The sequence below is a fragment of the Rhodococcus sp. Leaf233 genome, assembly GCF_001426165.1.
GTDB lineage: Bacteria > Actinomycetota > Actinomycetes > Mycobacteriales > Mycobacteriaceae > Rhodococcoides > Rhodococcoides fascians.
In genome coordinates this window covers 281596-305652 of record NZ_LMRO01000008.1, presented here as the reverse complement: position 1 = coordinate 305652, position 24057 = coordinate 281596, and the positions used below count along the sequence as shown (strand labels likewise).

The 24057-nt window shown below is 62.0% G+C and carries 46 protein-coding genes; 5 read left to right on the top strand and 41 right to left on the bottom strand.

Annotated elements, in window-relative coordinates:
• Nucleotides 1-63 precede the first annotated feature (63 nt).
• The 41 genes from ASH04_RS27535 to ASH04_RS09135 all read right to left on the bottom strand — a co-directional run bounded on the left by ASH04_RS27535 (nt 64) and on the right by ASH04_RS09135 (nt 20423).
• Nucleotides 64-396: an HNH endonuclease signature motif containing protein gene (locus ASH04_RS27535; protein WP_057473472.1), complete on the bottom strand. Its 333-nt coding sequence runs from the start codon at nt 394-396 to the stop codon at nt 64-66.
• Between the two features lie 110 nt (nt 397-506).
• Entirely contained in the window at nt 507-848 is a 342-nt protein-coding gene (locus ASH04_RS09315) for a hypothetical protein (RefSeq protein WP_057473346.1), read from the bottom strand.
• A 201-nt stretch (nt 849-1049) separates the two neighbouring features.
• Nucleotides 1050-1199: a hypothetical protein gene (locus tag ASH04_RS26770; protein WP_162247522.1), complete on the bottom strand. Its 150-nt coding sequence runs from the start codon at nt 1197-1199 to the stop codon at nt 1050-1052.
• A gap of 774 nt (nt 1200-1973) precedes the next feature.
• Complete coding sequence (locus ASH04_RS09305; protein ID WP_057473344.1) at nt 1974-2342, bottom strand: DNA-binding protein; 369 nt, start codon at nt 2340-2342, stop codon at nt 1974-1976.
• A complete protein-coding gene (locus ASH04_RS09300; RefSeq protein WP_156394512.1) occupies nt 2339-2920 on the bottom strand; it encodes a hypothetical protein in 582 nt (193 codons plus the stop codon). Before ASH04_RS09300 ends, ASH04_RS09305 begins: the two co-directional genes overlap by 4 nt.
• Nucleotides 2921-3156: 236 nt before the next feature.
• Nucleotides 3157-3300 (bottom strand): hypothetical protein, encoded by a 144-nt coding sequence (locus ASH04_RS26495; protein WP_156394511.1) that lies wholly within the window; start codon nt 3298-3300, stop codon nt 3157-3159.
• A gap of 326 nt (nt 3301-3626) precedes the next feature.
• Entirely contained in the window at nt 3627-3899 is a 273-nt protein-coding gene (locus ASH04_RS09295) for a hypothetical protein (protein ID WP_057473342.1), read from the bottom strand.
• On the bottom strand, nt 3896-4108 hold the full coding sequence (locus tag ASH04_RS09290) for a hypothetical protein (protein WP_057473341.1): 213 nt from the start codon (nt 4106-4108) through the stop codon (nt 3896-3898). Before ASH04_RS09290 ends, ASH04_RS09295 begins: the two co-directional genes overlap by 4 nt.
• A 379-nt stretch (nt 4109-4487) precedes the next feature.
• Nucleotides 4488-4847, bottom strand: coding sequence for a hypothetical protein (locus ASH04_RS09285; RefSeq protein WP_057473340.1), 360 nt, complete (start codon nt 4845-4847; stop codon nt 4488-4490).
• Nucleotides 4848-5087: 240 nt separating this feature from the next.
• Nucleotides 5088-5246, bottom strand: coding sequence for a hypothetical protein (locus tag ASH04_RS26490; protein WP_156394510.1), 159 nt, complete (start codon nt 5244-5246; stop codon nt 5088-5090).
• A 220-nt stretch (nt 5247-5466) separates the two neighbouring features.
• Complete coding sequence (locus tag ASH04_RS26485; protein ID WP_156394509.1) at nt 5467-5625, bottom strand: hypothetical protein; 159 nt, start codon at nt 5623-5625, stop codon at nt 5467-5469.
• Nucleotides 5622-5891: a hypothetical protein gene (locus tag ASH04_RS09270; protein ID WP_057473337.1), complete on the bottom strand. Its 270-nt coding sequence runs from the start codon at nt 5889-5891 to the stop codon at nt 5622-5624. Before ASH04_RS09270 ends, ASH04_RS26485 begins: the two co-directional genes overlap by 4 nt.
• A gap of 60 nt (nt 5892-5951) precedes the next feature.
• Entirely contained in the window at nt 5952-6389 is a 438-nt protein-coding gene (locus ASH04_RS09265) for a hypothetical protein (RefSeq protein WP_156394508.1), read from the bottom strand.
• Between the two features lie 105 nt (nt 6390-6494).
• Nucleotides 6495-7256, bottom strand: a complete 762-nt coding sequence (locus tag ASH04_RS09260; RefSeq protein WP_057473335.1) for a hypothetical protein — start codon at nt 7254-7256, stop codon at nt 6495-6497.
• Nucleotides 7253-7465: a hypothetical protein gene (locus ASH04_RS09255; protein ID WP_057473334.1), complete on the bottom strand. Its 213-nt coding sequence runs from the start codon at nt 7463-7465 to the stop codon at nt 7253-7255. Before ASH04_RS09255 ends, ASH04_RS09260 begins: the two co-directional genes overlap by 4 nt.
• Nucleotides 7462-7875 (bottom strand): hypothetical protein, encoded by a 414-nt coding sequence (locus tag ASH04_RS09250; protein WP_057473333.1) that lies wholly within the window; start codon nt 7873-7875, stop codon nt 7462-7464. The genes ASH04_RS09255 and ASH04_RS09250 overlap by 4 nt, the downstream gene beginning before the upstream one ends.
• Nucleotides 7872-8432, bottom strand: a complete 561-nt coding sequence (locus tag ASH04_RS09245; protein ID WP_057473332.1) for a 3'-5' exonuclease — start codon at nt 8430-8432, stop codon at nt 7872-7874. Before ASH04_RS09245 ends, ASH04_RS09250 begins: the two co-directional genes overlap by 4 nt.
• A complete protein-coding gene (locus tag ASH04_RS26885; RefSeq protein ID WP_057473331.1) occupies nt 8429-8950 on the bottom strand; it encodes a hypothetical protein in 522 nt (173 codons plus the stop codon). Before ASH04_RS26885 ends, ASH04_RS09245 begins: the two co-directional genes overlap by 4 nt.
• Nucleotides 8947-10245, bottom strand: a complete 1299-nt coding sequence (locus ASH04_RS09235) for an AAA family ATPase (protein ID WP_057473330.1) — start codon at nt 10243-10245, stop codon at nt 8947-8949. The genes ASH04_RS26885 and ASH04_RS09235 overlap by 4 nt, the downstream gene beginning before the upstream one ends.
• The gene (locus tag ASH04_RS26880) at nt 10242-10967 is read right to left on the bottom strand and encodes a hypothetical protein (protein ID WP_200937300.1); all 726 of its coding nucleotides are present in this window, start codon (nt 10965-10967) and stop codon (nt 10242-10244) included. The genes ASH04_RS09235 and ASH04_RS26880 overlap by 4 nt, the downstream gene beginning before the upstream one ends.
• Complete coding sequence (locus ASH04_RS26475; RefSeq protein WP_156394507.1) at nt 10967-11194, bottom strand: hypothetical protein; 228 nt, start codon at nt 11192-11194, stop codon at nt 10967-10969. Before ASH04_RS26475 ends, ASH04_RS26880 begins: the two co-directional genes overlap by 1 nt.
• A gap of 526 nt (nt 11195-11720) precedes the next feature.
• The gene (locus ASH04_RS26125; protein WP_235579987.1) at nt 11721-12812 is read right to left on the bottom strand and encodes a DNA cytosine methyltransferase; all 1092 of its coding nucleotides are present in this window, start codon (nt 12810-12812) and stop codon (nt 11721-11723) included.
• Between the two features lie 223 nt (nt 12813-13035).
• Nucleotides 13036-13461 carry a WhiB family transcriptional regulator gene (locus tag ASH04_RS27530; RefSeq protein ID WP_442971190.1) on the bottom strand — a complete coding sequence of 142 codons (426 nt, stop codon included), beginning with the start codon at nt 13459-13461 and terminating at the stop codon, nt 13036-13038.
• 17 nt (nt 13462-13478) lie between these two features.
• A complete protein-coding gene (locus tag ASH04_RS09220; protein WP_156394506.1) occupies nt 13479-13895 on the bottom strand; it encodes a helix-turn-helix domain-containing protein in 417 nt (138 codons plus the stop codon).
• Complete coding sequence (locus ASH04_RS09215) at nt 13895-14551, bottom strand: hypothetical protein (RefSeq protein WP_235579974.1); 657 nt, start codon at nt 14549-14551, stop codon at nt 13895-13897. The genes ASH04_RS09220 and ASH04_RS09215 overlap by 1 nt, the downstream gene beginning before the upstream one ends.
• A 100-nt stretch (nt 14552-14651) precedes the next feature.
• Nucleotides 14652-15014 (bottom strand): DUF6197 family protein, encoded by a 363-nt coding sequence (locus tag ASH04_RS09210; RefSeq protein WP_057473328.1) that lies wholly within the window; start codon nt 15012-15014, stop codon nt 14652-14654.
• Nucleotides 15011-15550, bottom strand: a complete 540-nt coding sequence (locus ASH04_RS09205; RefSeq protein WP_057473327.1) for a hypothetical protein — start codon at nt 15548-15550, stop codon at nt 15011-15013. Before ASH04_RS09205 ends, ASH04_RS09210 begins: the two co-directional genes overlap by 4 nt.
• Before the next feature lie 81 nt (nt 15551-15631).
• Nucleotides 15632-15826, bottom strand: a complete 195-nt coding sequence (locus tag ASH04_RS09200) for a hypothetical protein (RefSeq protein WP_057473326.1) — start codon at nt 15824-15826, stop codon at nt 15632-15634.
• The gene (locus tag ASH04_RS09195) at nt 15823-16074 is read right to left on the bottom strand and encodes a DUF3310 domain-containing protein (RefSeq protein ID WP_057473325.1); all 252 of its coding nucleotides are present in this window, start codon (nt 16072-16074) and stop codon (nt 15823-15825) included. The genes ASH04_RS09200 and ASH04_RS09195 overlap by 4 nt, the downstream gene beginning before the upstream one ends.
• A complete protein-coding gene (locus ASH04_RS09190) occupies nt 16074-16280 on the bottom strand; it encodes a hypothetical protein (RefSeq protein ID WP_057473324.1) in 207 nt (68 codons plus the stop codon). Before ASH04_RS09190 ends, ASH04_RS09195 begins: the two co-directional genes overlap by 1 nt.
• Nucleotides 16277-16750: a hypothetical protein gene (locus tag ASH04_RS09185; protein WP_057473323.1), complete on the bottom strand. Its 474-nt coding sequence runs from the start codon at nt 16748-16750 to the stop codon at nt 16277-16279. Before ASH04_RS09185 ends, ASH04_RS09190 begins: the two co-directional genes overlap by 4 nt.
• Nucleotides 16747-16935, bottom strand: a complete 189-nt coding sequence (locus ASH04_RS09180; RefSeq protein WP_057473322.1) for a hypothetical protein — start codon at nt 16933-16935, stop codon at nt 16747-16749. Before ASH04_RS09180 ends, ASH04_RS09185 begins: the two co-directional genes overlap by 4 nt.
• A complete protein-coding gene (locus tag ASH04_RS09175; protein WP_057473321.1) occupies nt 16932-17144 on the bottom strand; it encodes a hypothetical protein in 213 nt (70 codons plus the stop codon). Before ASH04_RS09175 ends, ASH04_RS09180 begins: the two co-directional genes overlap by 4 nt.
• A complete protein-coding gene (locus ASH04_RS09170; protein WP_057473320.1) occupies nt 17141-17407 on the bottom strand; it encodes a hypothetical protein in 267 nt (88 codons plus the stop codon). The genes ASH04_RS09175 and ASH04_RS09170 overlap by 4 nt, the downstream gene beginning before the upstream one ends.
• A complete protein-coding gene (locus ASH04_RS09165; protein WP_057473319.1) occupies nt 17404-17709 on the bottom strand; it encodes a hypothetical protein in 306 nt (101 codons plus the stop codon). Before ASH04_RS09165 ends, ASH04_RS09170 begins: the two co-directional genes overlap by 4 nt.
• An 85-nt stretch (nt 17710-17794) precedes the next feature.
• Complete coding sequence (locus ASH04_RS09160; protein WP_057473318.1) at nt 17795-18073, bottom strand: hypothetical protein; 279 nt, start codon at nt 18071-18073, stop codon at nt 17795-17797.
• On the bottom strand, nt 18070-18747 hold the full coding sequence (locus ASH04_RS09155; RefSeq protein ID WP_057473317.1) for a hypothetical protein: 678 nt from the start codon (nt 18745-18747) through the stop codon (nt 18070-18072). Before ASH04_RS09155 ends, ASH04_RS09160 begins: the two co-directional genes overlap by 4 nt.
• Nucleotides 18744-19004 (bottom strand): helix-turn-helix domain-containing protein, encoded by a 261-nt coding sequence (locus ASH04_RS09150; protein ID WP_082519209.1) that lies wholly within the window; start codon nt 19002-19004, stop codon nt 18744-18746. The genes ASH04_RS09155 and ASH04_RS09150 overlap by 4 nt, the downstream gene beginning before the upstream one ends.
• Nucleotides 19001-19321, bottom strand: a complete 321-nt coding sequence (locus ASH04_RS09145; RefSeq protein ID WP_057473316.1) for a hypothetical protein — start codon at nt 19319-19321, stop codon at nt 19001-19003. Before ASH04_RS09145 ends, ASH04_RS09150 begins: the two co-directional genes overlap by 4 nt.
• On the bottom strand, nt 19318-20082 hold the full coding sequence (locus ASH04_RS09140) for a phage antirepressor (RefSeq protein ID WP_057473315.1): 765 nt from the start codon (nt 20080-20082) through the stop codon (nt 19318-19320). Before ASH04_RS09140 ends, ASH04_RS09145 begins: the two co-directional genes overlap by 4 nt.
• Nucleotides 20083-20150: 68 nt before the next feature.
• The gene (locus ASH04_RS09135; protein WP_057473314.1) at nt 20151-20423 is read right to left on the bottom strand and encodes a helix-turn-helix domain-containing protein; all 273 of its coding nucleotides are present in this window, start codon (nt 20421-20423) and stop codon (nt 20151-20153) included.
• Between the two features lie 280 nt (nt 20424-20703).
• Here ASH04_RS09135 and ASH04_RS09130 point away from each other — a divergent pair, with 280 nt between their 5' ends.
• The 5 genes from ASH04_RS09130 (at nt 20704) to ASH04_RS09110 (ending at nt 24050) form a co-directional block, all read left to right on the top strand.
• Nucleotides 20704-21327, top strand: coding sequence for a helix-turn-helix domain-containing protein (locus ASH04_RS09130; protein WP_057473313.1), 624 nt, complete (start codon nt 20704-20706; stop codon nt 21325-21327).
• A gap of 67 nt (nt 21328-21394) precedes the next feature.
• Nucleotides 21395-21820: a hypothetical protein gene (locus ASH04_RS09125; protein WP_235579973.1), complete on the top strand. Its 426-nt coding sequence runs from the start codon at nt 21395-21397 to the stop codon at nt 21818-21820.
• Nucleotides 21817-22044, top strand: a complete 228-nt coding sequence (locus ASH04_RS09120) for a DUF3263 domain-containing protein (protein WP_057473312.1) — start codon at nt 21817-21819, stop codon at nt 22042-22044. The genes ASH04_RS09125 and ASH04_RS09120 overlap by 4 nt, the downstream gene beginning before the upstream one ends.
• Entirely contained in the window at nt 22041-23144 is a 1104-nt protein-coding gene (locus ASH04_RS09115) for a tyrosine-type recombinase/integrase (RefSeq protein ID WP_082519207.1), read from the top strand. The genes ASH04_RS09120 and ASH04_RS09115 overlap by 4 nt, the downstream gene beginning before the upstream one ends.
• A gap of 285 nt (nt 23145-23429) precedes the next feature.
• Nucleotides 23430-24050, top strand: coding sequence for a YdeI/OmpD-associated family protein (locus ASH04_RS09110; RefSeq protein WP_057473310.1), 621 nt, complete (start codon nt 23430-23432; stop codon nt 24048-24050).
• The last annotated feature ends 7 nt before the right edge of the window (nt 24051-24057 follow it).

The following is a 24057-nucleotide window of genomic DNA, read 5'->3' as shown; positions in this document are numbered from 1 at the left end:
ACCTCCTCGACCATCGGTTGACCGCCCGATGTCAGCGTGAATGCGCCACAGGCGACGCAAGTCTCAAACGAACCGCGGATTCACATATGCCGCACGGATCGGCGCGATATCCCGAACCCCCGAGGACTTCTCGCGATTGCACTGCCGGCACACACCCTGGCAGTTGTCCAACGAATCAGCCTCGGCATCGGACCAACCCATCCGCTTCGCCTCATCGGACGACACAATGTGATCGGCCTCGAACGAACGCGGATGCGGCGGCCGAGCCTCGAACTCGATCTGCCCACCAACAGCCTGACAATCAGCCGTGATCTGCAAAGCACACGGAGCATCCCCATCACGCCGGCGAACCTCAGCACGACGACGATTCCGTACCGCAGTCGAAGAAAACGGCACATTCACCGCCTAAAGACTTGGGTGGTTGCCCCCACCCCCGAGTGACACACACAGACGCGTATGCCAGGAGGAGCGGCTGTGGGCGGCGTGAGGGGTGGTCCCCCTGGGGGTTATATGCCGGTCTGCAGTGCGTGGGGGTGACTGTTGTTCGCGGCGAGGCTGTGACCAGCGGTTATGCTGTGCTGCTCTCCATGGTGGGGTGACCACCGCTTGAACAGGGTGTCGAAAGCTTCGGCGTAGGTCGGAGCGACGATGGTGACGTACTCACGCATCTCCGTCGACAGGGTGTAGCGCACATTGACTACCTGCTGGATGTGACCACCGAAGTGTCGGATGATGTCTCGTTCGGACTCCAACTCGGCGTAGGTGAGCTCCGTTGAGGCCAGCAGCATTACGCCGTTGTCCATTGTTGCGCCGACCATGACGAAGTCCGGGCGGGTCTGGTCGATCATCGGGTGCAGTGCACGTTGGTGCAGGTGCCAATGATGACCGGTCGCTGCTTGGTGCCTTGGATGCCGAGTATCGCTGGCCGGCGGAGAACCTTCGAGCCGCAATGCGTGCAGCGTTCGTCGAGGACTGTCCCGGTTCCAGTCAGCTGCACATCAACTGAGTAGCTCACTGTCTTGCCGTCAGCGGAGATGACTCCGACTCCATCAGTTGCCATGCTCACCTCCTCTGTGTTCGTGATCGTCGCGCTCGAACACTGGGGTGAGGGCGGTGAGTGTCTTGCCGCCCGCCTGTAGGACCTGTGTGCGGTCGTAGTGGTCGACGCGTCGCATCGCATGACCTGCCGTGGTGTCCATCAGAACCTGGTGTCGTGCGGTACCCGAGCAAGCAGATCGTCGAGGACGTTCCGGTGTCGGCATTCAGCGACTGGGTCGTCACGGTCGCGTGCACCACGGACCAGCTGCAGTTCGTGTTCGATCTGGTCGAATAGGTTCGGCATGACTGACCTCACTTACCCGTGGGTGACGATGTGTGCCTTTGTGCTGGTCAGCGCTTCATGATCCAGCGGACGATGTGGGCGACGATCTCCGTCCACAGTTCGATCAGCATGATCGGAGTACTGAGGTGGGGACTTCGATGTGTTCACCCATCCGGTAGATGACTGTGCAGTCCGGATTCACTGCGTCGTAGATGTATTGGCGTTCACCGATGTGGACTCGGCCGTTGCGTTCCTGCCACCACACCTTGTGCGGCCCGGTGGATGGCATGCGGTCAACTTCGTGTGTCCGGTATGCGGCGAGGTGGTCGCGCATCAGAACAGGGGAAGGAGTTCGATGATGATGCGGGCGACCGCAATGAGAGCGGAGCCGACAGCCAGGTACGTTGACCAGGGGATACCGAACAACATGAGGGCTCCTCGGGAAGTTGGTCGGGGTGGCAGTGCCCGCTTAGCCGGAGCGCGGGACCAGGGTGGTGGGGAAGCCACAACCACCCCAAGACTGTGGGTAGGCGCAGGACACTCGGGCCGTCCTGTCGTTGAATGCGTCCCTCGCCATGCGGGCGCACCTACCAAAAGCAAAAACCCGAAGCTGCCTGTAGAGACACTTCGGGTACTGCAGTGATGCTACACGTCACGCTGATCGTTGTCTCGTCGACCGTTCACGCCGTGTCGCCGCCATGTAATCGACGATGTCGCGGAGGAGATACATCGGCTTGCCGTCGGATTGGAGGCGTTCGATGTGGCCACGGGATCCCCACTGCCGCACCGTCCTTGCGTCCAACCCGAACATGTTCGCTATCTCAGTCGCTGACATGAGAGTGTCGAGGTCGCCGGCGAGTTCGACGGGTTTCACCCAGCGTTGTCCGAGCTCTTCGATCTTGTCGTCTACCCGCCCGCACTGTGCCGGATTCGCTTCCAACAGTGCGGCCCGATACCACTGTGCGACTTTCCTGGAGCGTTCCAACGGGGTATCCGCTGGATAGGGCCATGGATCGTTCATGCCTTCACCAACTGGCGGTCGAAGTCCAAGACGTCACCGAACAGTTTGAAATGGTCCTTGTCCCACACCCGCGAGCATCCACGGCAGGACACCTGCTGCTGATCCTTCGATGCGACGAGAGCCTTGCGGCCGCAGTGCGGGCAGGGGTCGGTCATCCACACTCGGGCCTCGCCGATCTGCAGGAGCGATTCGGTTGCCCGGTGCAGCCTCGACAAGGCAATGACTGCGTCGACACCATCACGGATTGATTCGACGATCTTGTCGCCGCCGAGCGGGAGTGGTACGTTCACGCACACTGTCCGGGCTGGGAGGTCGACGAGCGTCCCCTTGCGAGACCACAAGACGGATACGCAATGACGGACAGCATCCTCACGCCCCCATGGAATCTCGTCGCCCTGCGTGACGATCCGCGCCCACCGGTGGGTTTCCGTTTCGATCTCCGTCATCAACGCATCGATCGCCAACGGGATCGGGATGGGATTGCCTGCGGTCTTGCGGATCTTCGACTGAATCGGGGACGAATGCTGCTCCACCAGTTCGATGTACATCCGCCGCCAGTCGACATGCAGTTGGCTCATGTCATCGAACGCTGCATCTTCGCAGGCACGGCAGAGACTGTTCGGCTTCTCGGTGCCGGCTGCTATCCATTCGTTGTCCTTGCCGCGGCGGCGGGCCGAGCATTTCGCTTCTCGTCGGCAGAGGTGCGTGATTTCAAGAGCCATGTCGGTGGGGCCTTCCATCACAAAAAGAGGGGACGCGACCTGACTACCTTAGCAAGGCTAAGCGTCATATGCCTGCAGGTCAGACGCCGAAATCAGTCACGATCATTAATCGCGGGCGGCGGCACCAACGCGTCCCGTTCCATCACCGCAGCGATACGACGCAACACCACCACCTGCTCCCGCAACACAGCGAGAAGCTCCCCACGGAACTGGGCACGCTCCACACGCTTACTCACCAAAACCTCCACCAGGGTCGAATACTGACTCGGCGTCGATTGCCGACTCGGCCAAACGCTTCGATATCGACGGGCTCCGAACACGGACCCGGCCACCAAATCCACGGGCCGCCCACACGCTTACGGCTCACCGTCGGGACCTCGTCAACCTCAGTGGTCTACGAGGAGGCCGGCGGCGAAACGGTTCGAGGATCTCACTGATCTGCTCCCGCATGTCCGGTAGCCCAGACGCCAGAAAAGTTGACTCCCACAAATGCTCCAACATGCGGTTTATCGACCGCTGGATTCGACGGTGTTTCATACGGCGGACCTGCCGCCCGACATGGTTATGACGCATGCAGAGTCACTCCTCGCATTTTCAGTTTCTCTGTCAGATTGGACATCCGCCGGTCCCATTCCTTCTGCCAGATGTCGGCCTGTTCCTTGAGCATTTCCTGGATCAGCGCACCCGCGACCTGGATCTGCTCGTCGGACATCCCAGCCGCCCTCAGTCGCTCGAGGCGGGCCTCCACCACTCGATCCCGCTCGGCCTGTTCCGCTTCCTGCTTCTCGGCGAATTCACGCATGATCCGAGACAAGTCGTCTGCGGTGTCGCTCATTGCGCTACCTCCGCGAAGACGGGCAGTTGGTGATTGTGCATCATCCCGCCCTCCAACCGGGCACTGGCGGTGTACGCATTCCCACCGACAACTCTGTGCCGGTGCGGGCCGGAACCATCCCCCGCGTCCACAGACGACGTCCATTCCTCGCCGTTGACGTACTCGTGTGAATGCATCCCGAACCCCGTGTACGTACTGATCGTCTTCATGCGATTCCCTGCCTGTTCGGTTGGTTCCGGTTCCGCCTGGGACGGCGAGAACGATTCACATCTACAGCCCACATCGGCGGAGCAGTAGACGGTTTCGGTACCGACGACTTCGACTCGACAGGCGACTCCCATAGCTTGGCCAACGTGATGTGCAGAGCATCACGCAACGTCAGTGGCAGCCACGGTCCTTCGACCTCCGACCCTGGGCATCCGTACCACTCAAACTGATGCCAGATGAGCCCGCATCGACACAGTCGCGCGTAGCCGTCATCGTTGAATCGAGGTAGCGACATTCCTTCTGGCGCTGTGTATATACCGCTGGCGTTGTCCAGATACACACCGTCGTCTCCCACAGCGGTGCCGAGGAACTTCCATCCGGTCACGCTCCTTCACCCCTTCCGGCCACTGAATACGCCTGCCTTATCGACGCACCCAAAGATTGCATTGCCCTGAGCTCGGACTCGACGGCCTTCGCGGTACGGTCCGCGAACCTGTACGCAGCATCCGCGACATCACGCTGACCCCGGAGATCCGTTGTCGCTACCTCGGCGGCGTACTTGCGTTCATGCGCCGGCCCGTCCGCTTTCAGGTATTCGCGGGCGAACGCGAGATCGTAGGCCCGGTCCGCAGTGAGGAATGCCGTGTATCGGGTGTTGCAGACCGTGACGCCTGCACCGATCCTGTTGGCGCAGTCACGGATCGCTGTCTCGACCTGGGCTGGGTTGAATACTTCAGGCATCGGGTCCCCAATCCCCTACATTGCGCCGGCGGACAGGAGTTGAGGGTGCAGGGAGGTGGTAGCCGCTGCCCGGGATATAGCCGGCAGTGCGTTCCTTCTCGGCAGCGTCCGCGATTGCCTTCGCCTCCACCGCCAGCGTCGCCAAATGCGCCCGTTCCATCCGCGACAACCCCCGCCCGTCCTTCACGGCACGCTGACGAACCCGAACCCCCTCGATATGAATGTCATACGCCCGATCACTCACAATGCCTCCAACATTCGACGCTCAGGACTACCCAACGGGTACGTCAGTGCGCGCTCTGCATCCGACTTCTGCAGCCCCAGATACAGGCCGTAGCAGGCGGCGACGATGACAGTGACCGCTACCGGTATGAGGAGGACCGCCAGGAGTACGCTCATGGCTTCTCTCCACGAGCGGCGGGAATGGCCCGCAGGCGACCGGCCGTGACAGCCCAACCGAGGACCGGAACGCGCCACACGTATCGGAACGCATTATCGCGCGGGTTGTACCCATAGCGGACGCTGAATGGCAGCCAGCCATCGAAGCGGATATCGGCCTGCCATCCCATCGCCTGTACGCCGGCAATGTTCGAGTGCCTGAATACCTTCACCCACGCGGTCACTGCTTCTCGTCGAATCGGTCGCAGGCCAGTAGCATGTCGTCGAGGATCGCGTCGTCGATCGAGATGGGGCCGATGGGTAGGTGTTCGCACAGTGAGCTGAAGGCATCGTGTACGGCGGCTGTGATGGCGAGGTGGGCATCCTGATTGGCACTCATTGCTTCTCCCCCTCAGCGGAAGGCGCGGTGATGATCCTCAGCGTTCCGATGCGCAGAGCTTCTGACACTGTGGCGATGCTTGTGACTGCCCCGTCGATGGCTGGATCCTCGGTGCCTGTGCAACTCACGTCGTGCGGCAGAGAGATGCCGCGATGGTCTCCTGATATCGCAACGTCCAGCAGGTGTCGGGCGGCGTTCCATGGGTCAGCCCAATCGGAATCCACTTCGACCGTCACCGCGAACGTGATTCGTGTCTTCTCAGCCATTGGTGTCCCCCTCGTCAGCAGCGGTGAGGGGTAGCCAGCCGGTCACGTACTCGATCGCGGTCATGCTTGGCCTCCCGCAGTGCGAGCAGCTCTGGCAGCAGCGAGAAGAGCCAACCCGAGGTGCTCCATAGACTCGACCGACGTGATGTCGTTCAGTGACCGGTGGGACACACGATCACGGGGCACTCCGACTGTCAGGTCGTAGATGCCATCGAGCGCTGATGCACCGTGGATGCGCGTCTCACCGTCGTCTTCGGGCAGTTCGATGATGGCGATGTTGGGGAGGGCAGCAACCACAGACGCCTGATGCAGACGGTGCTGGTCTTCCCACGAACTCAACATGCTCGGCATCTGCCAGTCGCAACCGAGGCAGTAGGCACCGTTCAGACTGTGCCTTGCGAGCGCTTCCGCCAACACCCACACCACACCGCAGTTGTTCTGTTCGATTACCGCGGGGTCCGGTGCTACAACTTCACCGTCCGCATTAGAATTGATCATGCTCGATACTCACTTCCATTGAGTTCGGGTAGGCAACGGGATTCATTGATAGGAGTCGTGAATCCCGTTGCCGCTAAACAGAATTCTACCATTTCGGTTCGCTAACTACACGACATTCCGGTACGCACGAACAGCAGAAACACGCTCCGCCAACGCCTCCGTATACGTCAATGTCGAGCCCTGCATCCGCTCCCACGCATAGGCGACATGTCTACCCCCGTAGAGATAGTTCTGGAGCCACCCGACAGCACCCGACCACGACCGCACATTCGCCGGCGACCACCAGCGTTGCCACTGATTCGCCCGCGCCCGCTCCACCAACCGCCGCACATGATCCGGAGAACCGAACCACTCCGACCAATCCGCGAACGACCGCAACGGATTCCCCACCGGCAGTTCCGAGATAGGGTCACCGGGAGCCGAATACGACCACACAGGGAACCGGTCAATGGGGATGGGTCGGGAACCTTTGATGCCGTAGCCGCCACGATCCGGGCCTTCGATCTCGCCCTGCGCCCGCGACGGGTCAGCGAGCAGCCCGACACCGAGGACCTCGAGGGTGGGGTGCATCCCGAGCGCAATCTCCCGAGCCACATCACCCACCACCTGGCTTCCCGCCGAGAACCCCAACAAAACCACAGGGTTCGGGTCCGCGTCGATCATGTGAATGAGGTTCCGGCGGCCCACCTCCTGCGACACCCCGAACGACTCCCCCACCGGCGCATACCCCGCCGAATACTGGAGTTCCTTCACGTCGAACCACGCCTTATCCAGACGCTTCGTCACCTCCGTCAACATGTTGCTGCCGTAGCGTTCTTCCACGCCACGTGCAGTAATCACGGTGACTGTTCTGCGGGCCTTCGTCATTTCGTCTCCAAAGCTTCGAGGATTGTGTCGATCAGGACTGTTCTCGGGACCTGCGGTAACGCTTCCGCGACGAGTTCGACGTGACTGCACGCAGCACGGACTCGGCGGATGGAGTCGAGGGCGTCGGCGAGTTGGTGTTTCAGGTCGTCGATCTCATGCACCACCGACGCGATAGTCCGCTCACACTGCTGCTCATGCTCAACACTCATGACAGTTCCTCGATCAGGATTTCCATGCGCGGCAACTTCCGATCCGTCTCGATCTCATTGCCGCCGTCCTTCACAAACAAGCGCGAATCGTCTCGAACGACGTTGCGTCTCTTCATCGCATCCAAAATGTCCTTGCGAAATGCGCCGAGCCCATCGTTATCGCGGACCCGCATGTCGGGTGCATACTGAACGATCGACACCTTTATCCGCTCAAAGTTCGGGACCGCACCCCGCTTCACACCAGCCGTCTGCAACGCCGACACCACCTGCCAATACAGGCGTTCCTTCGCCGCGGTCTTCACAGCCCAATGCGCATTCCTCCACTGGTTCATCGTCAGTGGTGGTCGGCCTGGGTGGACTGGGTCGACGATCGTCAACGTGACCACCTTCCGCTCCGTGGCGGCGGTCACGAGATGTCCACCAGCTTCAGGAAGATCTTCATCGTCAGGTACGCATCACCCATCGCGGTGTGCAAGGCGATGCCCTCGGTGGAGATGCCGAGGAGGTCGGCGCATTGCGCGAGCCCGAACATCCTGTTGTCCTCGGTGAGCTTCCCGATATGCCCGACGGTCAGCGATTCGACATCCGGTCGGCGGTGATGCCAAGTCGCTACGAGGTTGTGACGCTGCAGCATCGGAGCCAGGATCTCCGTATCGAACCCTGGGTTCGCACCGACCACGGTTGCGTCCCGAGTCCAGCGTTCCACCTTCTCAGCCGCTGACTGCTCCGTGAACAACCAACTCCCCGCCGGCATTGTCGATTCCAGCGTGAACCTCGGGTGCCGGTCGTAGAACTTCCCGATCCGCAGTGAAGCCGGATCGGCACCGGTCAGGTCGACATCCGAGATGAAGATCGACGTCTCCTGCGTCTTCCCCTCGTGGATGCGGATCATGGCGACTTCCCATGGTCGTCGGCCGTCGTGGAGTCCTGTGGTTTCGGTGTCGATGAAGACGATCGGTTTGGTCATTTCCCCTCCTGGGGGTGTAGAAGTGGGGACTCGCCGTGCTCGAAGCGAGCAGAGCGTGCAGCCTGATACGCCGCCAATAGGTCCGGGTGGTCGATGCCTGATTGGTCGAAGCCGGGAAGATCAGGGACGAAACCAATCGCACCGGGACGGATGAACCAACGCACCACGGTGGAACCGACATGCGCAATCCGCGGACTGTCGAGTTCATCTCGTGGTATCGAGCCGTGCGCGACGTACACGTGCTTGTGCGTAACCTCGAACAGTTCCCACGCAAGGTTCATTTCATGCCGGGTAGGGTCGGCACCCTTGACTTCCCACCACAGGCCATCGCCTAGATCGAGTAGGAAGTCGGGCAGGTATGGCCCGGAGGGGAGGTCGAACCCTTGGGGTTCGTACTCCCAACCGATACCGAGGTAGTCAAAAAACACCGCCCACCGTGCCTCGATTCGGGATCTGAATCGGCAACCGGCGTAGCTCGTTTGGATCGCCTTGATGGGACGCTCCTGGATTGTGGTCATGCGGGGATCCTCGCGATCTCGTCGAAGTACTCGGGGTCTGCCGGCATCCACGGCAGAATGTGCGAATGCTGAAGTGACTGCGGCCAACTGCGTTCCTCACGGGAGCCACGCCACGACACGACGTCGACGAGCTCGGCGCGAGGTCCGCCCTTGTCCGACTTCGCGCGGCGGAGCCCGAACCCGAACTCAGGCCACCGACGGAACAGTGACGATCCGATCGGGCGCATCTGCCGATCTCCTGCCGGGTCGGCAGAGTTGCCGGCGTGAGCCTCGGTGAGAAGCGCGAAACCGTAACGCTCCCGCAGTCCGTCGAGAACCCACACGAGCTCGCGGGCTGCGGTCTCGTCGGATGGATTCTGGTGATGGAGCTTGTACAGCGGACCCAACACCAGCAGGTCCGGCGCTGTGCTGGAGATCGCGTGCTCGAGCCACGCCACATCCCGGCCGCCGAGGAGATCGATACCAGCCGGACGCATGTCGATGAACATTGACTCCGACCAATCGAGTTGCGAATATCCGTTGCCTTGCCGTGCCGCATCGACCGACTTGATGACACTGCGGTAGCGACGACGGGATTGAGCTGGCGAGTTCTCGCAGTCGATCACCAACACCCGAATCCCGTGGGTTCCGTTGCCGAGTGGGTCCGCGGTGAATGGGTGCACCCCGCCGGCCATGCATGCCGCGAGCTGCGAACACAGGACCGACTTACCGCCACCCTCGGCACCGGTAAGGACGATGCGCTCGGACCGCTCAAGCATTCCCGGGATCAGCCAGTCGTGAGTGTCCGGCTCGGACAGGAAAGCGCCCATCGTCTGCGGAATTGGTAGCGACTTCTCGGCTACGACAGACTCGGCGACTTCGCATGCCACTCGAATCTCTGCGACTGCGGACGCTACGTCGGTGTCGTCACCGGACTCCCACCCTGATTCCAGGCGCTGAGTGAGACGCTGCGCCGCCGCAGACAGCTTCCGCCTACCCGACAGTTCCCGGACCCTACGAGCGAGATCTGAGGCGCTCTCAGGTCGCCACGCCAACTGCGCTAGAGACAGGATCCAGGCACCGTCGATCTTCCCGATCCAACCCCGCGCAGTCACCTGACCGAGGACTGTCGTCGGATCCACCGACAACCCGGACCGCAGCATCGACTGAATCACCGACGCAAGGTCACGGTGACGCCACTGCCACCAATCGTCAGGCTCCACCGTCAGCAATGCGATCTCGCATTTGTCGGGGAACATCATCGCCAACCCGAGCAGTGACTGCTCGGCTGCGATGTCGTACGCGCTCTCGCTCATTCCTGCCACAACCGTCCGGTTGTTCCGTCGCGGCCCGAAGTCACGGAGCGCAACGGTGGTCGTGCATTTCCGAGCCAGTTGTGGAATGCGGCATCCCAATTTGCTTTGCGCTCGTCCTTGCCGATGGCCCACGTCCGCATTTGCTCGGCTTCGTGATCAACATCGACGCCGCGGTCCGTTGCCTTTGCCTTGTGGGCATCGTTGGGTTTCCAGTCATCAGGGATGGGGGTGGCCGGCCGCTTGCGGCTCGGCTTCGTAGCACCCTGTTCCCCTGTTCCCCTGTTCCCCTGTTCCCCTGTTACAGGCGCGAGGGTTCGCGAGGGTTCGCGAACAATCCCGTCAGGCTCGCGAATGACCGAATCTTTGTAGTTCAATGTGCCGTCCGGCCTGGGGAAACGACCATTCTGCGGCTTGTCGACTCGTTGGATGGAATCCCAGAACGAAACGAACAGCAATTTGGTGCCATCCGCCTCGTATCGATGAACCAGACCGGCTGAATTGAGGTCGGTAAGAGCTTCGGAAACCCTCGCGAGGGTTCGCGAAGGTTCGCGAACCAGGTCTCGCTGGAACAAATCCCCCACAATTAACGCGATGTCATCTTTACCGACGCCATTGTCGTCGACGTAAGATTCGAGCCCTTTAAGTACGAGCCGAGCATCCCAATCGACCTGAGCGATACGCTCGGACCTCCAGAATTCTGGCTTTGTTGAACGGATACGCATCAGTCCAAATCACCGGCCCGCTTGATCGCCGAACGCACAGCATTCTCAGTGATACCCATGACCACACCGATGTCATGGCAGGACATACCTAGCTTCCGTGCCTGCACCATCAACCGGATCCGATTCAGACGGGTCGATTCATACAGGTCCCGCACCTGGTCGAGGCGGCCGATCATACGATCGACCTGCTCTGGTTCAGGATCCTCAACTACACTGGCTATAGTCACATCAGCCTTCCCTATTTCATGACTGGTTTGGGGTTGGTCAGACCCCGCTAGGCGTTGGCGCGCCGATGATGCGGGGTCGCTTTTTATCCTACCTCTTTCGCCACGCAAACGTTCCACACCTAGATGTTGTATTCGGTTGTGTCGCATGGGGTTATCGCAATCTTTTGCGTTTCCGCGATCACCGGACATCACGCCTCCTTCGGAAGTTCCTCGTAGCGGCCGTCATCCGTCAACAACACGAACCGGCCAGCGATGAACGCAGCCACATCTTCCGGCTCCCAACGCATCCGCACAGCCCACCCCTTACGAAACGACACCTCCGGCTCATGCGTGATCCACCCATGACACCCCGTCGTCCCAGAACCACACAGATGCAGACCATTCGATGGTCGCCACAATCCACCCTGCGAACGGTTCTTCCGGTGATGCCAATTCGTCGCCCGGCCCTGACAGACACCCTCGATGCGGACCTCGCAGTCCCCACCCGACCGGGCGTAAACGATCTCCCGCGAGAGAGATTCGGCGGTCACGCTGCCACCGCCTGAGCGAGGAGGGATGAGTACGCGGCTGCTGCCTGTTGTGGCACCACGCCGTTACCGAGCGCTTTCAACTGCTCATTGCGGGACAGGTCCGGAACGGCTGTCACCCACCCCTCCGGCAGTCCCATCATCCACTCGACTAGAAGAGGTGATAGTCGTTCGTTTCCGTTGCGGGACAGTTCGGTTGGTCGAGGTGCAGCCCGGCCGATGACTCGTTCCCACCGTTCGATCGGTGATCGATACGGCCCCCAGTCGGTAGCAGGCCGTGGTCCACGATCACCTGCAGGCTCGTCACCACTTCGCGGCCAGGCTTCTTCCGTAGATGCACTTCCGGAGAGTTGTGCGAGTCGTTCGCGGCCGGCGTCGGAAGCAACGTCACCGCGTCCGTCAGCGTTGTCCCGGAATGATGCTGCGAGTTCGGATTCGAGCGGCCCGCCGTCTTGTTCCGTGCCCCTGCCGAATCCGTCACCACCGGTGTCGGAAGCAACTGCACTTCCTTCCCGAGATTCCGGGCGTGACCATTCCCCGTCGATGGCTGCGTCGTCGGAGTCGGCAGTAAGTGCTCCACCTCGTCCGCCAATGTCGGACCATGCCCGACCGACTTCCGTTTCTCCGGGTGCTGCGAACCACCGTTCACTGCGAGCTGCGCAGTCGGTGTCTTCAGCAAGGATGAAGCACCGCTCCCGACGGTGGGGCGCTCCCACATCGGAAGCTCGAACGCATTGCCACTGCGCGTCATACCCGAGCGCGGCCAAATCACCGACTGCTCGGGCAAGTTCCCCAAGTCCAATGATGGCTGACACGTTCTCCAACGCGACATACCGTGGTCGAAGACGGCGAATGGCATCTGCGATTGCTGGCCAGATGGCTCGGTCATCTGCGGCCCCTTTCTGTGCACCGGCGATAGACCAGGGCTGGCACGGCCATCCCGCCGAGAAGATGTCGACCGGTTCGGTTGAATCCCAGTCGGTAGCGGTCAGGTCGTGATGGTTGGGGACACCCGGGTAACGGTGGGCGAGGATCTTCGACGGGCCGGGAGCGAACTCGCAGAACCAAATTGGCTCGGCATCGAGAACCATCCCAAGTCCCATGTCCAAGCCGCCGTAGCCGGCGCACGCGGATCCGATCGTGAGCGTCATGGTCGCTCCCTGTTCGCAGCGATCTCAGCGGCCCGCTCCCGCAACCGATCAGAACGCTCCTGCTCCCGATCCCACTCCACCAACGACGTCGGAATCCGATCCTTCCAACGCGCCGCATAATGACCGCCATCCAACGGCTGCTCAAACTCATCCACCCGACGCGTCATGCCATCACCCTCTTCGAACGAGCCAGACAAGGCCGGCAGTGCCAACCCCCGGCATCACGGATAGTCCCCGGAAACTCCACCAACATCGAATTCGTCGATCGCAACATCCGCCGACACCCACCCCGACAATGTCGAGGCGGAACCGCCCGCGCCACAGGCTCATCCCCCGCAATCACCCGCAGCAGATTCAAGGCACGCTGACGGTCACCAGCAGTGCCCGTCACATACACGCCCGCCCACACCCCGTAATGGTCATCACCATTCAAAGCACGACGGGCACACTTCGCCTGCACCCTCACCGGGCAGCGAGCACACACTTCCTGCGCAGCCTTCACCTGCACCCGAGACTGCGGACCAGACGCCGACGGAAAGAACAACTCCGGATCGACCGTCCTACACGCGGCGTCGTCCGCCCACTCCATCCCACTGTGAAAATCGATCATCGGTTCGCCGCCTTGATCCGCTGCACAGTCCGATCAGTCACACCGAACCTGGCCGCCACCACCGGAACCGTCACACCATCAGCAAGGCACTCCAGCACCGCCTCCCGATCAGACAGTGACAACTTCCGGCGCGCCGACGGCTCAACCCCATACCGCTCCCGACTCCGGCACGTATGACACCGACCGAACCCCGCATGACGGACATAACCAGCAGGCTTCACCGTGAACTTGCCGCGGACCATCGGCTTCTCACACACCTCGCAGCGCTCCACCTCGGCGTCCCGGAGGATCTCCGCCAGACGTGAATCAGCCGTCAGTGGGCGTGGGTTCGGATAGTTTTGGCGGATCCACCGATCGAGTTCAGCGGAGTCATTGGTGGTCCATTGGGTGGCGATCTCGAATCCTGCGGTCATCACTTCACCCCCCGGTAGTGCTGGGTGAGAGCCTTGATCGCAGCAACATCCGTAGACGCTCGGAGCTCGCCATGCCTATCGGCCGCGAACTTCTCCACAGCGAGAGCAGGGTCGATGTCCTTGAACTTCAACGTCTCCAACAAATCAGCTTTCGCTTCCTCCGCTGGCGACGGCGGTTCAGGCTCAATCTCCTGCGCAGTGTCATGGAGATCGCCCTTGTGCCACAGCCCAAGTGCCACACCGAAACGCATAGCCGCGTTGCGGATCGCATCACCGATCGCTTCCTTCACCGCGTTCGCGCCGTTCTTACCGCCGGCGTCCCCGTACCCGGGTCGGGTTACACCGAGCACAGTGAGCCGAATCCACAAGCCACCGTTTCGATCCAACGCGGGAAGCCCACTGGCGTCCACCGCGAACGGTTCCCACGTCCACTCCGGGTCCACGTCCAACAGGCGATCACTGGCTGCGGCATGTCCGACGTAGTCGAGGTGGGCGGCGGGCATCCCATGCTTCGACTTGCACTCGTTGCACCACTCACGCGGCGAATCTTTGGAGTACGGCTTGGGCAGGGTGTTGATCTGGTTCGGCAGGAACGGTTCCCGGAGTTTCTGGAACCCTGCCTGCCTTTCCGTCTGGGGCACTTCGGTGGCGGTCACAGCATTGACCTGACGAAGCAGCCATCACACAAACCATCAGCGTTAGCGTCGTGGGTACCGCAGTACACGCACTTCCCGTAGCCGGTGTCCTCGAAGTAGCTCATGCCGCCACCCGCTTCGCCGCGGCACGCAGAGCATCCACCACATCGGACTTCTCCCGATCCGGTTTCGCATTCCACTCCACCAACGAGCCACCCGGCATCATCAGCGAATTCACCGGCAGACCGGTGACGACAGACTCGACCACGGCGATCGCGTCCGTGACCGCCCAATCGTCACCGTCCGGGCCGTTGAAATCGTCCGGCTCGTCACGGTCGGCCTGGTAGGTGAATGTTCCACCGGCCGCGAGGACGATAGACCCGATCGTGCACAACCGACCATCAGCGGTCTGGTAATGGTCCAGTGAGTGGCCTTTGAGGTCGATCAGATCGGCGGCATCAGCAAGGATCTGGGAAGTACTCATGCTGCTTCACCTGGCTCTGGTCGGACCTCAAGCGCCAGGATTCCGGTGACGTCCAACGCACCCCGAGCCGCCATATCCGACAGCAACGCGCCAGCATCAACACCCCTCTCCGGAGTCCACGCCACAGACGGTGATCGAGGCGACACCTCAGGCAGAACCACACCCGGAGGTAACGGTTCACCGTCCTTGATCGCCTTCTCAGCCGCAGCAATCACCGACGCCCTGGCCTGCGCGGTGATCCGTACCTCGGAGACGGCACCACCGAACACTGCAGCGGCGAACGCAATCGCCTGCTCTTCGTCTTCGATGAACGGCTTCGCAGTCGCCTTCACTGCTTTCTTGACCGTCACCGCACCGATCGTCACCGGCCGACCGTCCTCACCGATCACATCGGACACGACCGGCAATCGAGTACCGACCGCATTCTCGGCAAGGAACTTGGCTTTCTCGGCGCTCTCAACATCGGCACCAAACTTCCTGTACTCAGCGGCCACGGCGATGCGCAGCTCGCGAGTCACAGCGATCTTCTCAGTCATTGGTTCTCCTCGGAAAGCGTTTCGGTAGGGAAGGTTTCGGGCCGATCCCAAAGTTCAGCGGGATCGGTGAGGCTGTCGTAGTCAGACGGCATGGGCGAGCACCTCGACCGGGAGTTCGACCACAGCGACCGGGCATGGAGTGGAGCCGTGCCACAGCAGGCCGGGGCGGTGGTCGTCGACGATGAACTCGCGACCCAGCCGGCCGATCTCGCGGAAGTGGGTACCGGCGGGCAGATGCCACAAGGACTGTTCGTCCCACACCATCGGCCCGGTCACTGCCTCTCCTCGAGCCGCTTGATCTCACGATCGAGGTACCAGCGCGCCTTGCGGAGATCCTCGATCGGGGAGGTCGACTTCAGCCCCGCCCGCCAGATGTACTTGACGGCATTGCCCAGGCTGAACGTCATGTGCTCGGTGATCGTGATGCACTCGACGCCGGACGGGTGAGCGACGTAATGCGCGGGGTGTTCGACCGGGTTGGCGTGGATCTTGTCGACGACGGCGCGCTGCTGATCGGCATCCATCAGAGCACCGCCGCCCAGACGACGATCCCGATGTACACAGCGAGGCAGGCGAGTGACAACCATCCCGCAACCCCGACCGCATTCTTCTTGCCGCGGCGTTCGTACACGTCCTCGTCACGCTCGGTCGGCCAGTCGTTCGACACGACGAGGGTGAGGTGGCGGGGTTCGACGAGTTCGCCCCGGTCGACGGTGAAGTGAGTGCTCATGCCGCACTCGCAATCTGTCGAGCCAGCTTCTGCGCTTCGGCTACGACCTGATCGATGGTCCACACCCGATCCCATGACGAAGCCTTGGCGAGGTGGCTATCCCACTCCTCTTGCAGATACCGGCGGCCATGTCGTGCTGGGACATTCAATGCTTCGAGATGCGCCGGATCCCACACATCCCATGCGTGCAGGGTGTCGAAGCCGATCCATCCATTCCGGCAGAACGTGAAACCGCCATGAACTTCGACATCATTCAGGCGCTCATCTTCGTAGCTGTCGACTGTCGACCACGGGTGCCCCTCACGAGGTATCCACGCGTACCCGTTGATCGAGCCCATCGGATTTCCGACGGCACCCCATGCGATGCCCTCTTCGATCCCGAAACGCAACGGTTCACGAGGGGTTTCGTCGCGTTCGGTGAACGTCTCCATCCATGAATTACGTGCGGATGCTTCGAGCGCCTTGTTCATGCCGACACCCCGTTCCGCACGATGATCTCGTCGCCGTACGCCCACGTCTTCACTCCGCCGGCCAACGTCAAGCGGAACAGTCCCCCGCGCGGCTTGCGGACCTTCGCGGAGATGATGCCGGGATCGTCACACCGCGAGAGGGTGATGACTTCGCGGGTCGATTGCGTTGGGACAGTGATGATCACCAGTCCGCTCCTTTCGTGAGTGCCTGGTCGAGGGTGTCCGCGATGGCGAGGTGCTCGTGTGCGATCTCGCGGACCTGGTCGATGAGGGTGTTGTCGAGTTGGTTGGCGTTGATCCAGGTGCCGTTGCCGAGGCCGTCTTTCGTGTCGGCGCGGACCATGCGGTTGCCGCCGGATCGGGTCTTGGTGATGAGAATTTTGTTGTCGGTCATGGCTGCACCGGCTCGTATGGGGTGATCTCCGAGGGGAGTTCGCCACGGTCCGTTGCTGCGTTCAGCACATCGCGGATGAGAACGGCGTCAGCGACGGGAATCTCGTACGGGTGCAGGTCTTCTCGTGACCTCGGAGCATCGTCGGGGTGATGCAAGACAAGCCCCGCCTGGCCGCGCACCTGTAGTGAGCAGGTCTCGCCCCAGATCGTCAGCGTTTCGCGGTACAGCGAGTTCATGCCATCGGGGTCGGGTTGGTAGGTCATTTGTTTCTCGTTTCGTTTGGGGTGCCGGGAGCAGTGGAGAGACCGCTCACCGGCACCGGGGAACCCGCGCCGTCCAGCCCGGCGGCAGCGGGTAGATCACCGCCACGTGCAACTTCGGCTGGCAGGCCGAGGGCGCGCATGACTTCGGTTCGGGAGTAAGGGATGCCGAGCATGGACAGCAGGGCTCGGCAGGTTTCGGCGATCATGTTCGGCAACGCGACTCCGACAATCAGGGCGTCCAGGTCGCAGTCCGCACCCATCGGGTAGCCGTCGTAGACCTCGCCTCGGGAGATGAAGGTCATGACGCACCCGGCCACAGTTGCGACACGACCTGCAAAGTCACGACGAGGATGCCCGCGAGGGCTAGGTGGGGACGGAGACGGCGGATCACGAGGCACCGCCTTCGTACAAGACTGTTACGGGGAGCAGGGAACGCAGCGCCTCGCTCGGCACCCCATCCGACTTGGCACCCCAGAGCTTGCCGTTGCGATCTCGAATGGCCGCGTCGTCAGGCAGCGCGTCCAGTTCTTCGACGGTTTCGACAATGCGAACAGGAGGCCGCCACCCCGCTTCGATAACCGCTGCAGCACAACGGATCATTGCGCTGTCGCTGTAAACGTGGGGGCTGATGATCTTTTCGAGCGGACTGTTCTGACGTCGGCTCATGCGATCACCTCGATGGGTGTCTCATCGCGGGCGATGGTGGTGGCCTTGAGAATCCCTAGGCCAGTGGTGGACCAAGATGCGTGGCCTATGACGTTTGTGATCTTGATGCCGAGGGTTGGCAGTGCGCGTGATCCGTTTGCTCGCCAACGGATCTGCGCACCTTCCGGCAGTGAGTCCAGTGCATCCCGGACCGTCCCCCAATCCCCCTCGAGCACGCGGGGTTCCAACGCCCGGACGCGAGCGATGAGGGCGGGGATGTCAGTGCGAGCGTGGGCGATGAACTCGGCGTCACGAACGTCGAAAGAGCCGGATACGTAATCGCCGTTGGCATCTCTCACCGATCCATAGATGCCGGCTCTGGGGTTGTTGCCGTCACGCCATACCCACGGTGCCGACGACGCCGCGTCAGCGCGGGCCTGGATAGCATCCAACTCATCGTGGTGCACGCGACTCGGTTGACTTTCGAGTGCACGAATGCGGGCGAGGAGAGCGTCCACTACGTCGGGCGACATGCCACCGGCGAAATCGCCCGTGGCACCGCCGAGCATCCCGATGACGTTCTCGGTCCACTCGCCTGAGCCGCCGTACGGCCAACCGGGACGAAAGGTTTCCTCGCGCGCCAGCTTTGCCAGCTTCTCGATTGCGTCGAGGTCGAGGTCGAGTGGTTCACTCATGCCGACCTCTTCAATCGACGCGGATCGGGGGTGACGCGCTTGAGCTTCATCGGCGACTGCTCTGGGTTACTCCCCCGCAGCCATGCGTCGAGTGCGTCGCGATGAATCCGCCACGTCCCCTGCGGCCGCTTGCGCTGGGTGCCAACGAGTTCGCCGGTGTGGAGCGCGCGGTACATCTGCTGTCGGCCGCAACGTGCGTAGGCGCGGGCCTCGTCGACGGTGAGCCATGGGGATGGGGTGTCGATTGGAGCGGTCATGCGGCACCACCTTCGGCCGGAACGAATCGCACGGAGATGTAGCCCTCGTATGTTTCGTCGAACTCAGCCTTCATCCCATGCTTCATCGCAAGGAGGTCAGCCTGTTTCGCATTTGCCTCGTTGATCCATCGCCACTGCGTGACCAGCGGAGGACCTGGATGCTCGGGTGTCGGGGCGTTTGGTCCCGCAAGCTGCCCGTCAATTACGCCGAGCTCCCAGCCCGCAACGTAAGCAGCGTCTTCGTACGTGCCGCCGTTGGACTCGACAGCAATGAAGGGCATGACAAGTCCGTAGGTTGGCTCTTCTTTCTCGCTCATGCCGTCGCCTCCAACTGCATCACTGCATCGAGGCCGAGCTTGCGGGCGATGAACGCCAGGCCGGACGGCTGCACACGAGTCGTGTACGAGGTTCCGTGCGTACCGTCGGACCGCTCGAAGTCGTGCGCCTTCACCTCGAAGTGATGCATGTAGCGCTGGTAGGGCGTGTTCCGCATCGAACCCTTGGGGATGAGGACGCCTGCATTACGCAGGTCTGCAAACAGACGGTTCTGCGAACGCCCGAGGATCTTCGCGGCCGCACCGATCGCATACGTTCCGTCGCCGTCGATGAACCGCTCGTAAGCATCGACCTTCGGAGTCATGTCCGCGACGGTCGCCTCGAGTTCCTTCACCTTGCGGCTCTGGATCTGGAGCGCTTGATGGACGATCTCGTCTTCGGTGAGCGCGGGTGCTGCAATGGTGCCGGTTCGGACCCCCGGCAAAACGACGCCGTAGACCCACGCCTGGAATCGCTCAACCTGATCGCGGATCGCAGAGTCTTGAATGCGTGCGGTCTGCCGCATTCCGAGTGCACGGTAGAAACCAGACTCGGTCAGGTAGCCGACTCGCTGCTCGCCGCCGGGGGTACTCGCTAGCGTGTACCCCTTCTCGGACTGGGGAATTGACTCCATCAGCCGAGTCGCGTCGCGCATTCCCAGGGCGCGCGCAAGGCCGGATGCAATGACACGGAATCCGTCGGACTCGTGCGGGGTGATGTCGAGCCTGAACTCGCCGTTGTCGAACGGGGTAAGATCAGTCATGACTTTCCTTTCCTGATTGTTGGGTCTGTCTCGAAGCCGTCACCTGTTCGCCCAGGTGGCGGCTTTTTCTATGCGGCGACTGTGCTCTTTGCTTTGGCGTTGCCAGAACGCTGCGCGGTAGTTGACACCTGCACGTCAAAAAGGATCGCGATCGGCACCTCGAGCGCCTCCGCAATTCGAGCTGCGGTCAGCGGCTCACAACTGCGACGACGAGCGGCCAGTAGATGGTCGATGAAACTCGGGTGCACATCGGCATATCGGGCGAGCTTTCGCGCCGACATCTTCTTGCTGTCCTCGGGGCCAACGAACGCTCGCAGTAGCTCTGGACTCTTGAGCTTCATCCAGGTTCCCTTCGGCCATCGTCGGTACGGGGTCGTCATCTTGCTTCTCCAGTCTGCTCCGTAGGCACCTATCTGTCAACCAACAAGCAGCACTCTACTGCCTACCGATAGGCAGGTGTCAAGTAATGACACCGGCGTATTTCCGCAGCCAGGGGTTCTAGGGCAAAGTAAGCGCTGACAATTGGTAGGCACGTAAACGCCTCAGGCCGGGTTTTGCCGGTAGGAGGGTAGTTCGGAGGACGGGTTGCCCAGCGCACTTGACGGCACGCAAGCTTCAGCGGTGCCGAACCTCGCAGATCTCATCAGCGCCCGAAAGGCGGAACGCGGCTGGTCATACCAGCAGTTGGCCGACCGGGCGTCAGGGGTGATTTCGAGGCAGCGCTGGCAACAGCTCGGCACCGGCACGCGCATCAAGGAATTTCCAGAACCCGCGACCATTCAGTCGATATCCGACGCGCTCGACGTCGACATCACATTGGTTGTTCTCGCCGTCGCCCGGAGTATCGGGTTTGCGGTGCGGAGTCGGGATTCCGCCCTTGCTGCAATGTTGCCGCCCGGAGCCGACCGGCTCACCGAAGAACAACGCGACGTAGTGCTCGCAGTAGTGCGAGTGCTCGCAGCCAAGGCAGGAGCTACCAATGACGAAGAGCAAGAATCGCGGACGCAAGAGGGCAGCCCGGAGCACAGCGGCACGGGCGGCGGCGCTCGCCGGCCAGGAGCCCCCATGAATGCGGGACAAGCCCGCACCAACGCGGATCGTCCCAATCGGGCGAACCCCGCAAGAAACAAGGCTGAAGCCTTGATCGACGAAGATCAAGGCTCACAGGCTGACCACGAGCTCGCCGCACGCAAGGGTGAAACCGAGGACGAGATCCGCGAACGCCTCGGAATCCCCTACGAGTGACCGCATTTTCGCAGGTCAGCTAATTACACCTGCGTAGTTTGTCGGAGTCATGCCGCATGGTGTGTTCATGACCTGGCACCCATGGCGACACCTCCGAGACGAACACCCACACGTCCACGTCGCCTATCCGGACGGCGGCTCGGGGTGCCTCGGAAAGTGGACGCCGAACGGGATCGAGATCAACCGGCGCTCGAACCAGCGCGAGCGGCGCTGCACCCTCACTCATGAGATCGTCCACGTCGAGCGTGGCCCGGTGCCGGCCGATCTGCGCCTCGCCATGCGCGAGGAAGAGATCGTCGACCGGATCACCGCCGAGCGCCTGATCGAACTCGGCGCGCTCATCGACGTCATCGCCTGGAACCGAAACCGCATCGACGACGAGGCGGCTGAGGAACTGTGGGTCGATCTCCCCACTCTGCTCACCCGCGTTCGTAATCTCACCGACGACGAGCGGGCATTCATCGACGAAGAACTTGAACGGAGACAGCCGTGACGCCACAACAGGAAGAGATCCTGCAGTTCGAAAAGCGTTGGTACACAGCGCCAGGCAACAAGGAAGCCAACATTCGCGACCAGCTCGGACTGTCGGCTGTACGCTACTATCAGATTCTCGCCGCACTGCTCGACGACCCGGACGCCCTCAAAGCCGACCCGGTCCTCGTGAAACGACTGCGCCGCATCCGCGACAGCCGAGCGAAACTACGAAGGGCCGGATGATGGCAACGGTCAAGCCGTACGACACCGCGAAGGGCACCCGCTACCGCGTTCGGTACCGCACGCCCGAGGGTCGTCAGACCGACAAGCGCGGGTTCGCCACCAAGGCTGCGGCCGAGACATTCGCCAACGTCGTCGAGGTCGACAAACTCGAGGGGCGCTATGTCGCACCCGCGGCGGGACTGCTCACCGTCGGCCACCTCGCACAGGACTGGTACGACAGCAAGATCGACGTGAAGCCGTCCTCGCTCGAGCGGTACCGGCAGACACTCGAACAGCAAGTACTCCCCCGCTGGCAGAACGTGAACGTCGCCAAGGTGACCGCGCCGGCACTCCAGGCGTGGATCAACGAGCTCTCGCGGGATCGGGCACCGTCGACGGTCAAGAAGGCGCACCACGCGATGTCGATGATCCTCGATGTTGCTGTGCGCGACAGGCGAATTGCTGCCAATCCGGCATCGGGAATCAACCTTCCGCGCGCTCGGCACGACGAACCGACGTTCCTCACGAGAGAGCAGCTGTTCACGCTGGCCGAGAAGGCCGGGCCGGGCGAGCTCGTCGTCCTCACCCTGGGGTTCACCGGACTGCGCTGGGGCGAGATGGCAGCACTCAAGGTCCGGCGCTGGGACGGCGGCCGACGACGGCTCACTGTGGCCGAATCGGTGACCGAGATAAACGGCCTACTGAACTGGGGCACTCCCAAGACTCACGCCACCCGCACGGTGCCAGTACCGACATGGCTCGCCGCGCGCATCACCGAGAGCACCACGGGTAAGGGGCCGGACGATCTCCTGTTCTCCACGCCGTCAGGCGGCGTACTCCGCAACAAGAACGCGCGCCGGGACTGGTTCGATCAGGCAGTCGTCGACGCACGTCTCCCCCGCGTTACGCCGCACGATCTGCGGCATACGGCGGCGTCGATAGCGATCTCGGTCGGGGCGAACGTGAAGGCGGTACAGCGGATGCTCGGACATGCGTCGGCCGCCATGACCCTCGATCTCTACGCAGGGCTGTTCGAGGACGATCTGAACGACGTCGCGGACAGGATCGAAGGCCCGCCTATGGCCGATGTCGTGACGCTCCGAGTGGTCAATTCGGACTGAGATTCCTGCCCGCTTTTTGCCCACTCTGCACGAGACAATCGAGGTCGGGAACGATCGGGAGCAGTCGGGAAATCGCTGCTGACAGCGCATTTCAGCTCTCGACCTGCACCCCGGTACGATCTCATAATCCATTGGTCGCGGGTTCGAGCCCCGCCCGCCCCACCACGAGCCGGCCGTCGAAATGTGCGAGCCATCGCGGACAGCGGATGTCCTCGATTGTGGGGACACTGAAGCCATGTGGAACCAGAGCGAGGCATTACCGGGTCGAGTCGATCGCGCGAGCGAATGACTGCGTCGGAATCGTCGCCGCCCGCGTCAGCCCATCCCCCGACGTGGAAGTTCGACTACCCGATCATCCATGCCGAGACACGGGCGCAGTGGCGATCCTGGTTGTCGCACAATCACAGCTCGACCCGAGGCGTCTGGCTCTGTTCATGGCGGACCGGCACCGACCGACCCCGTTGCCCATATCCCGCGGCTGTCGAGGAAGCCATCTGTTTCGGTTGGATCGACTCCACCAGCAGCATTCTCGACGAGGACCGTGGCCTGCAGCTGTTCACACCGCGCAGACCCAAGAGCCCGTGGACCAGACTCAACCGAGAACGCGCAGCCGATATGGAAGAACGCGGCCTCATGACCGACGCAGGTCGCCACGCCATTGCTGCCGCGCAGTCGAACGGGTGGTGGACAATTTCCGATCCGGTCGAGAACCTCGAAGAACCGCTCGAGTTGAAGACGGCACTCGACCGTGACCCAGACGCTCGTAACAACTGGGACGACTTCCCTCCCAGCGCCCGTAAGCAGATGCTGTGGTGGATTGTCAGCGCCGTTCGAGACGACTCTCGTTCAGGTCGAATCGATCAGATCGTGGCCGAGGCCGCGATCGGTCGACGTGCCCGCGGCTGAGTAGAGC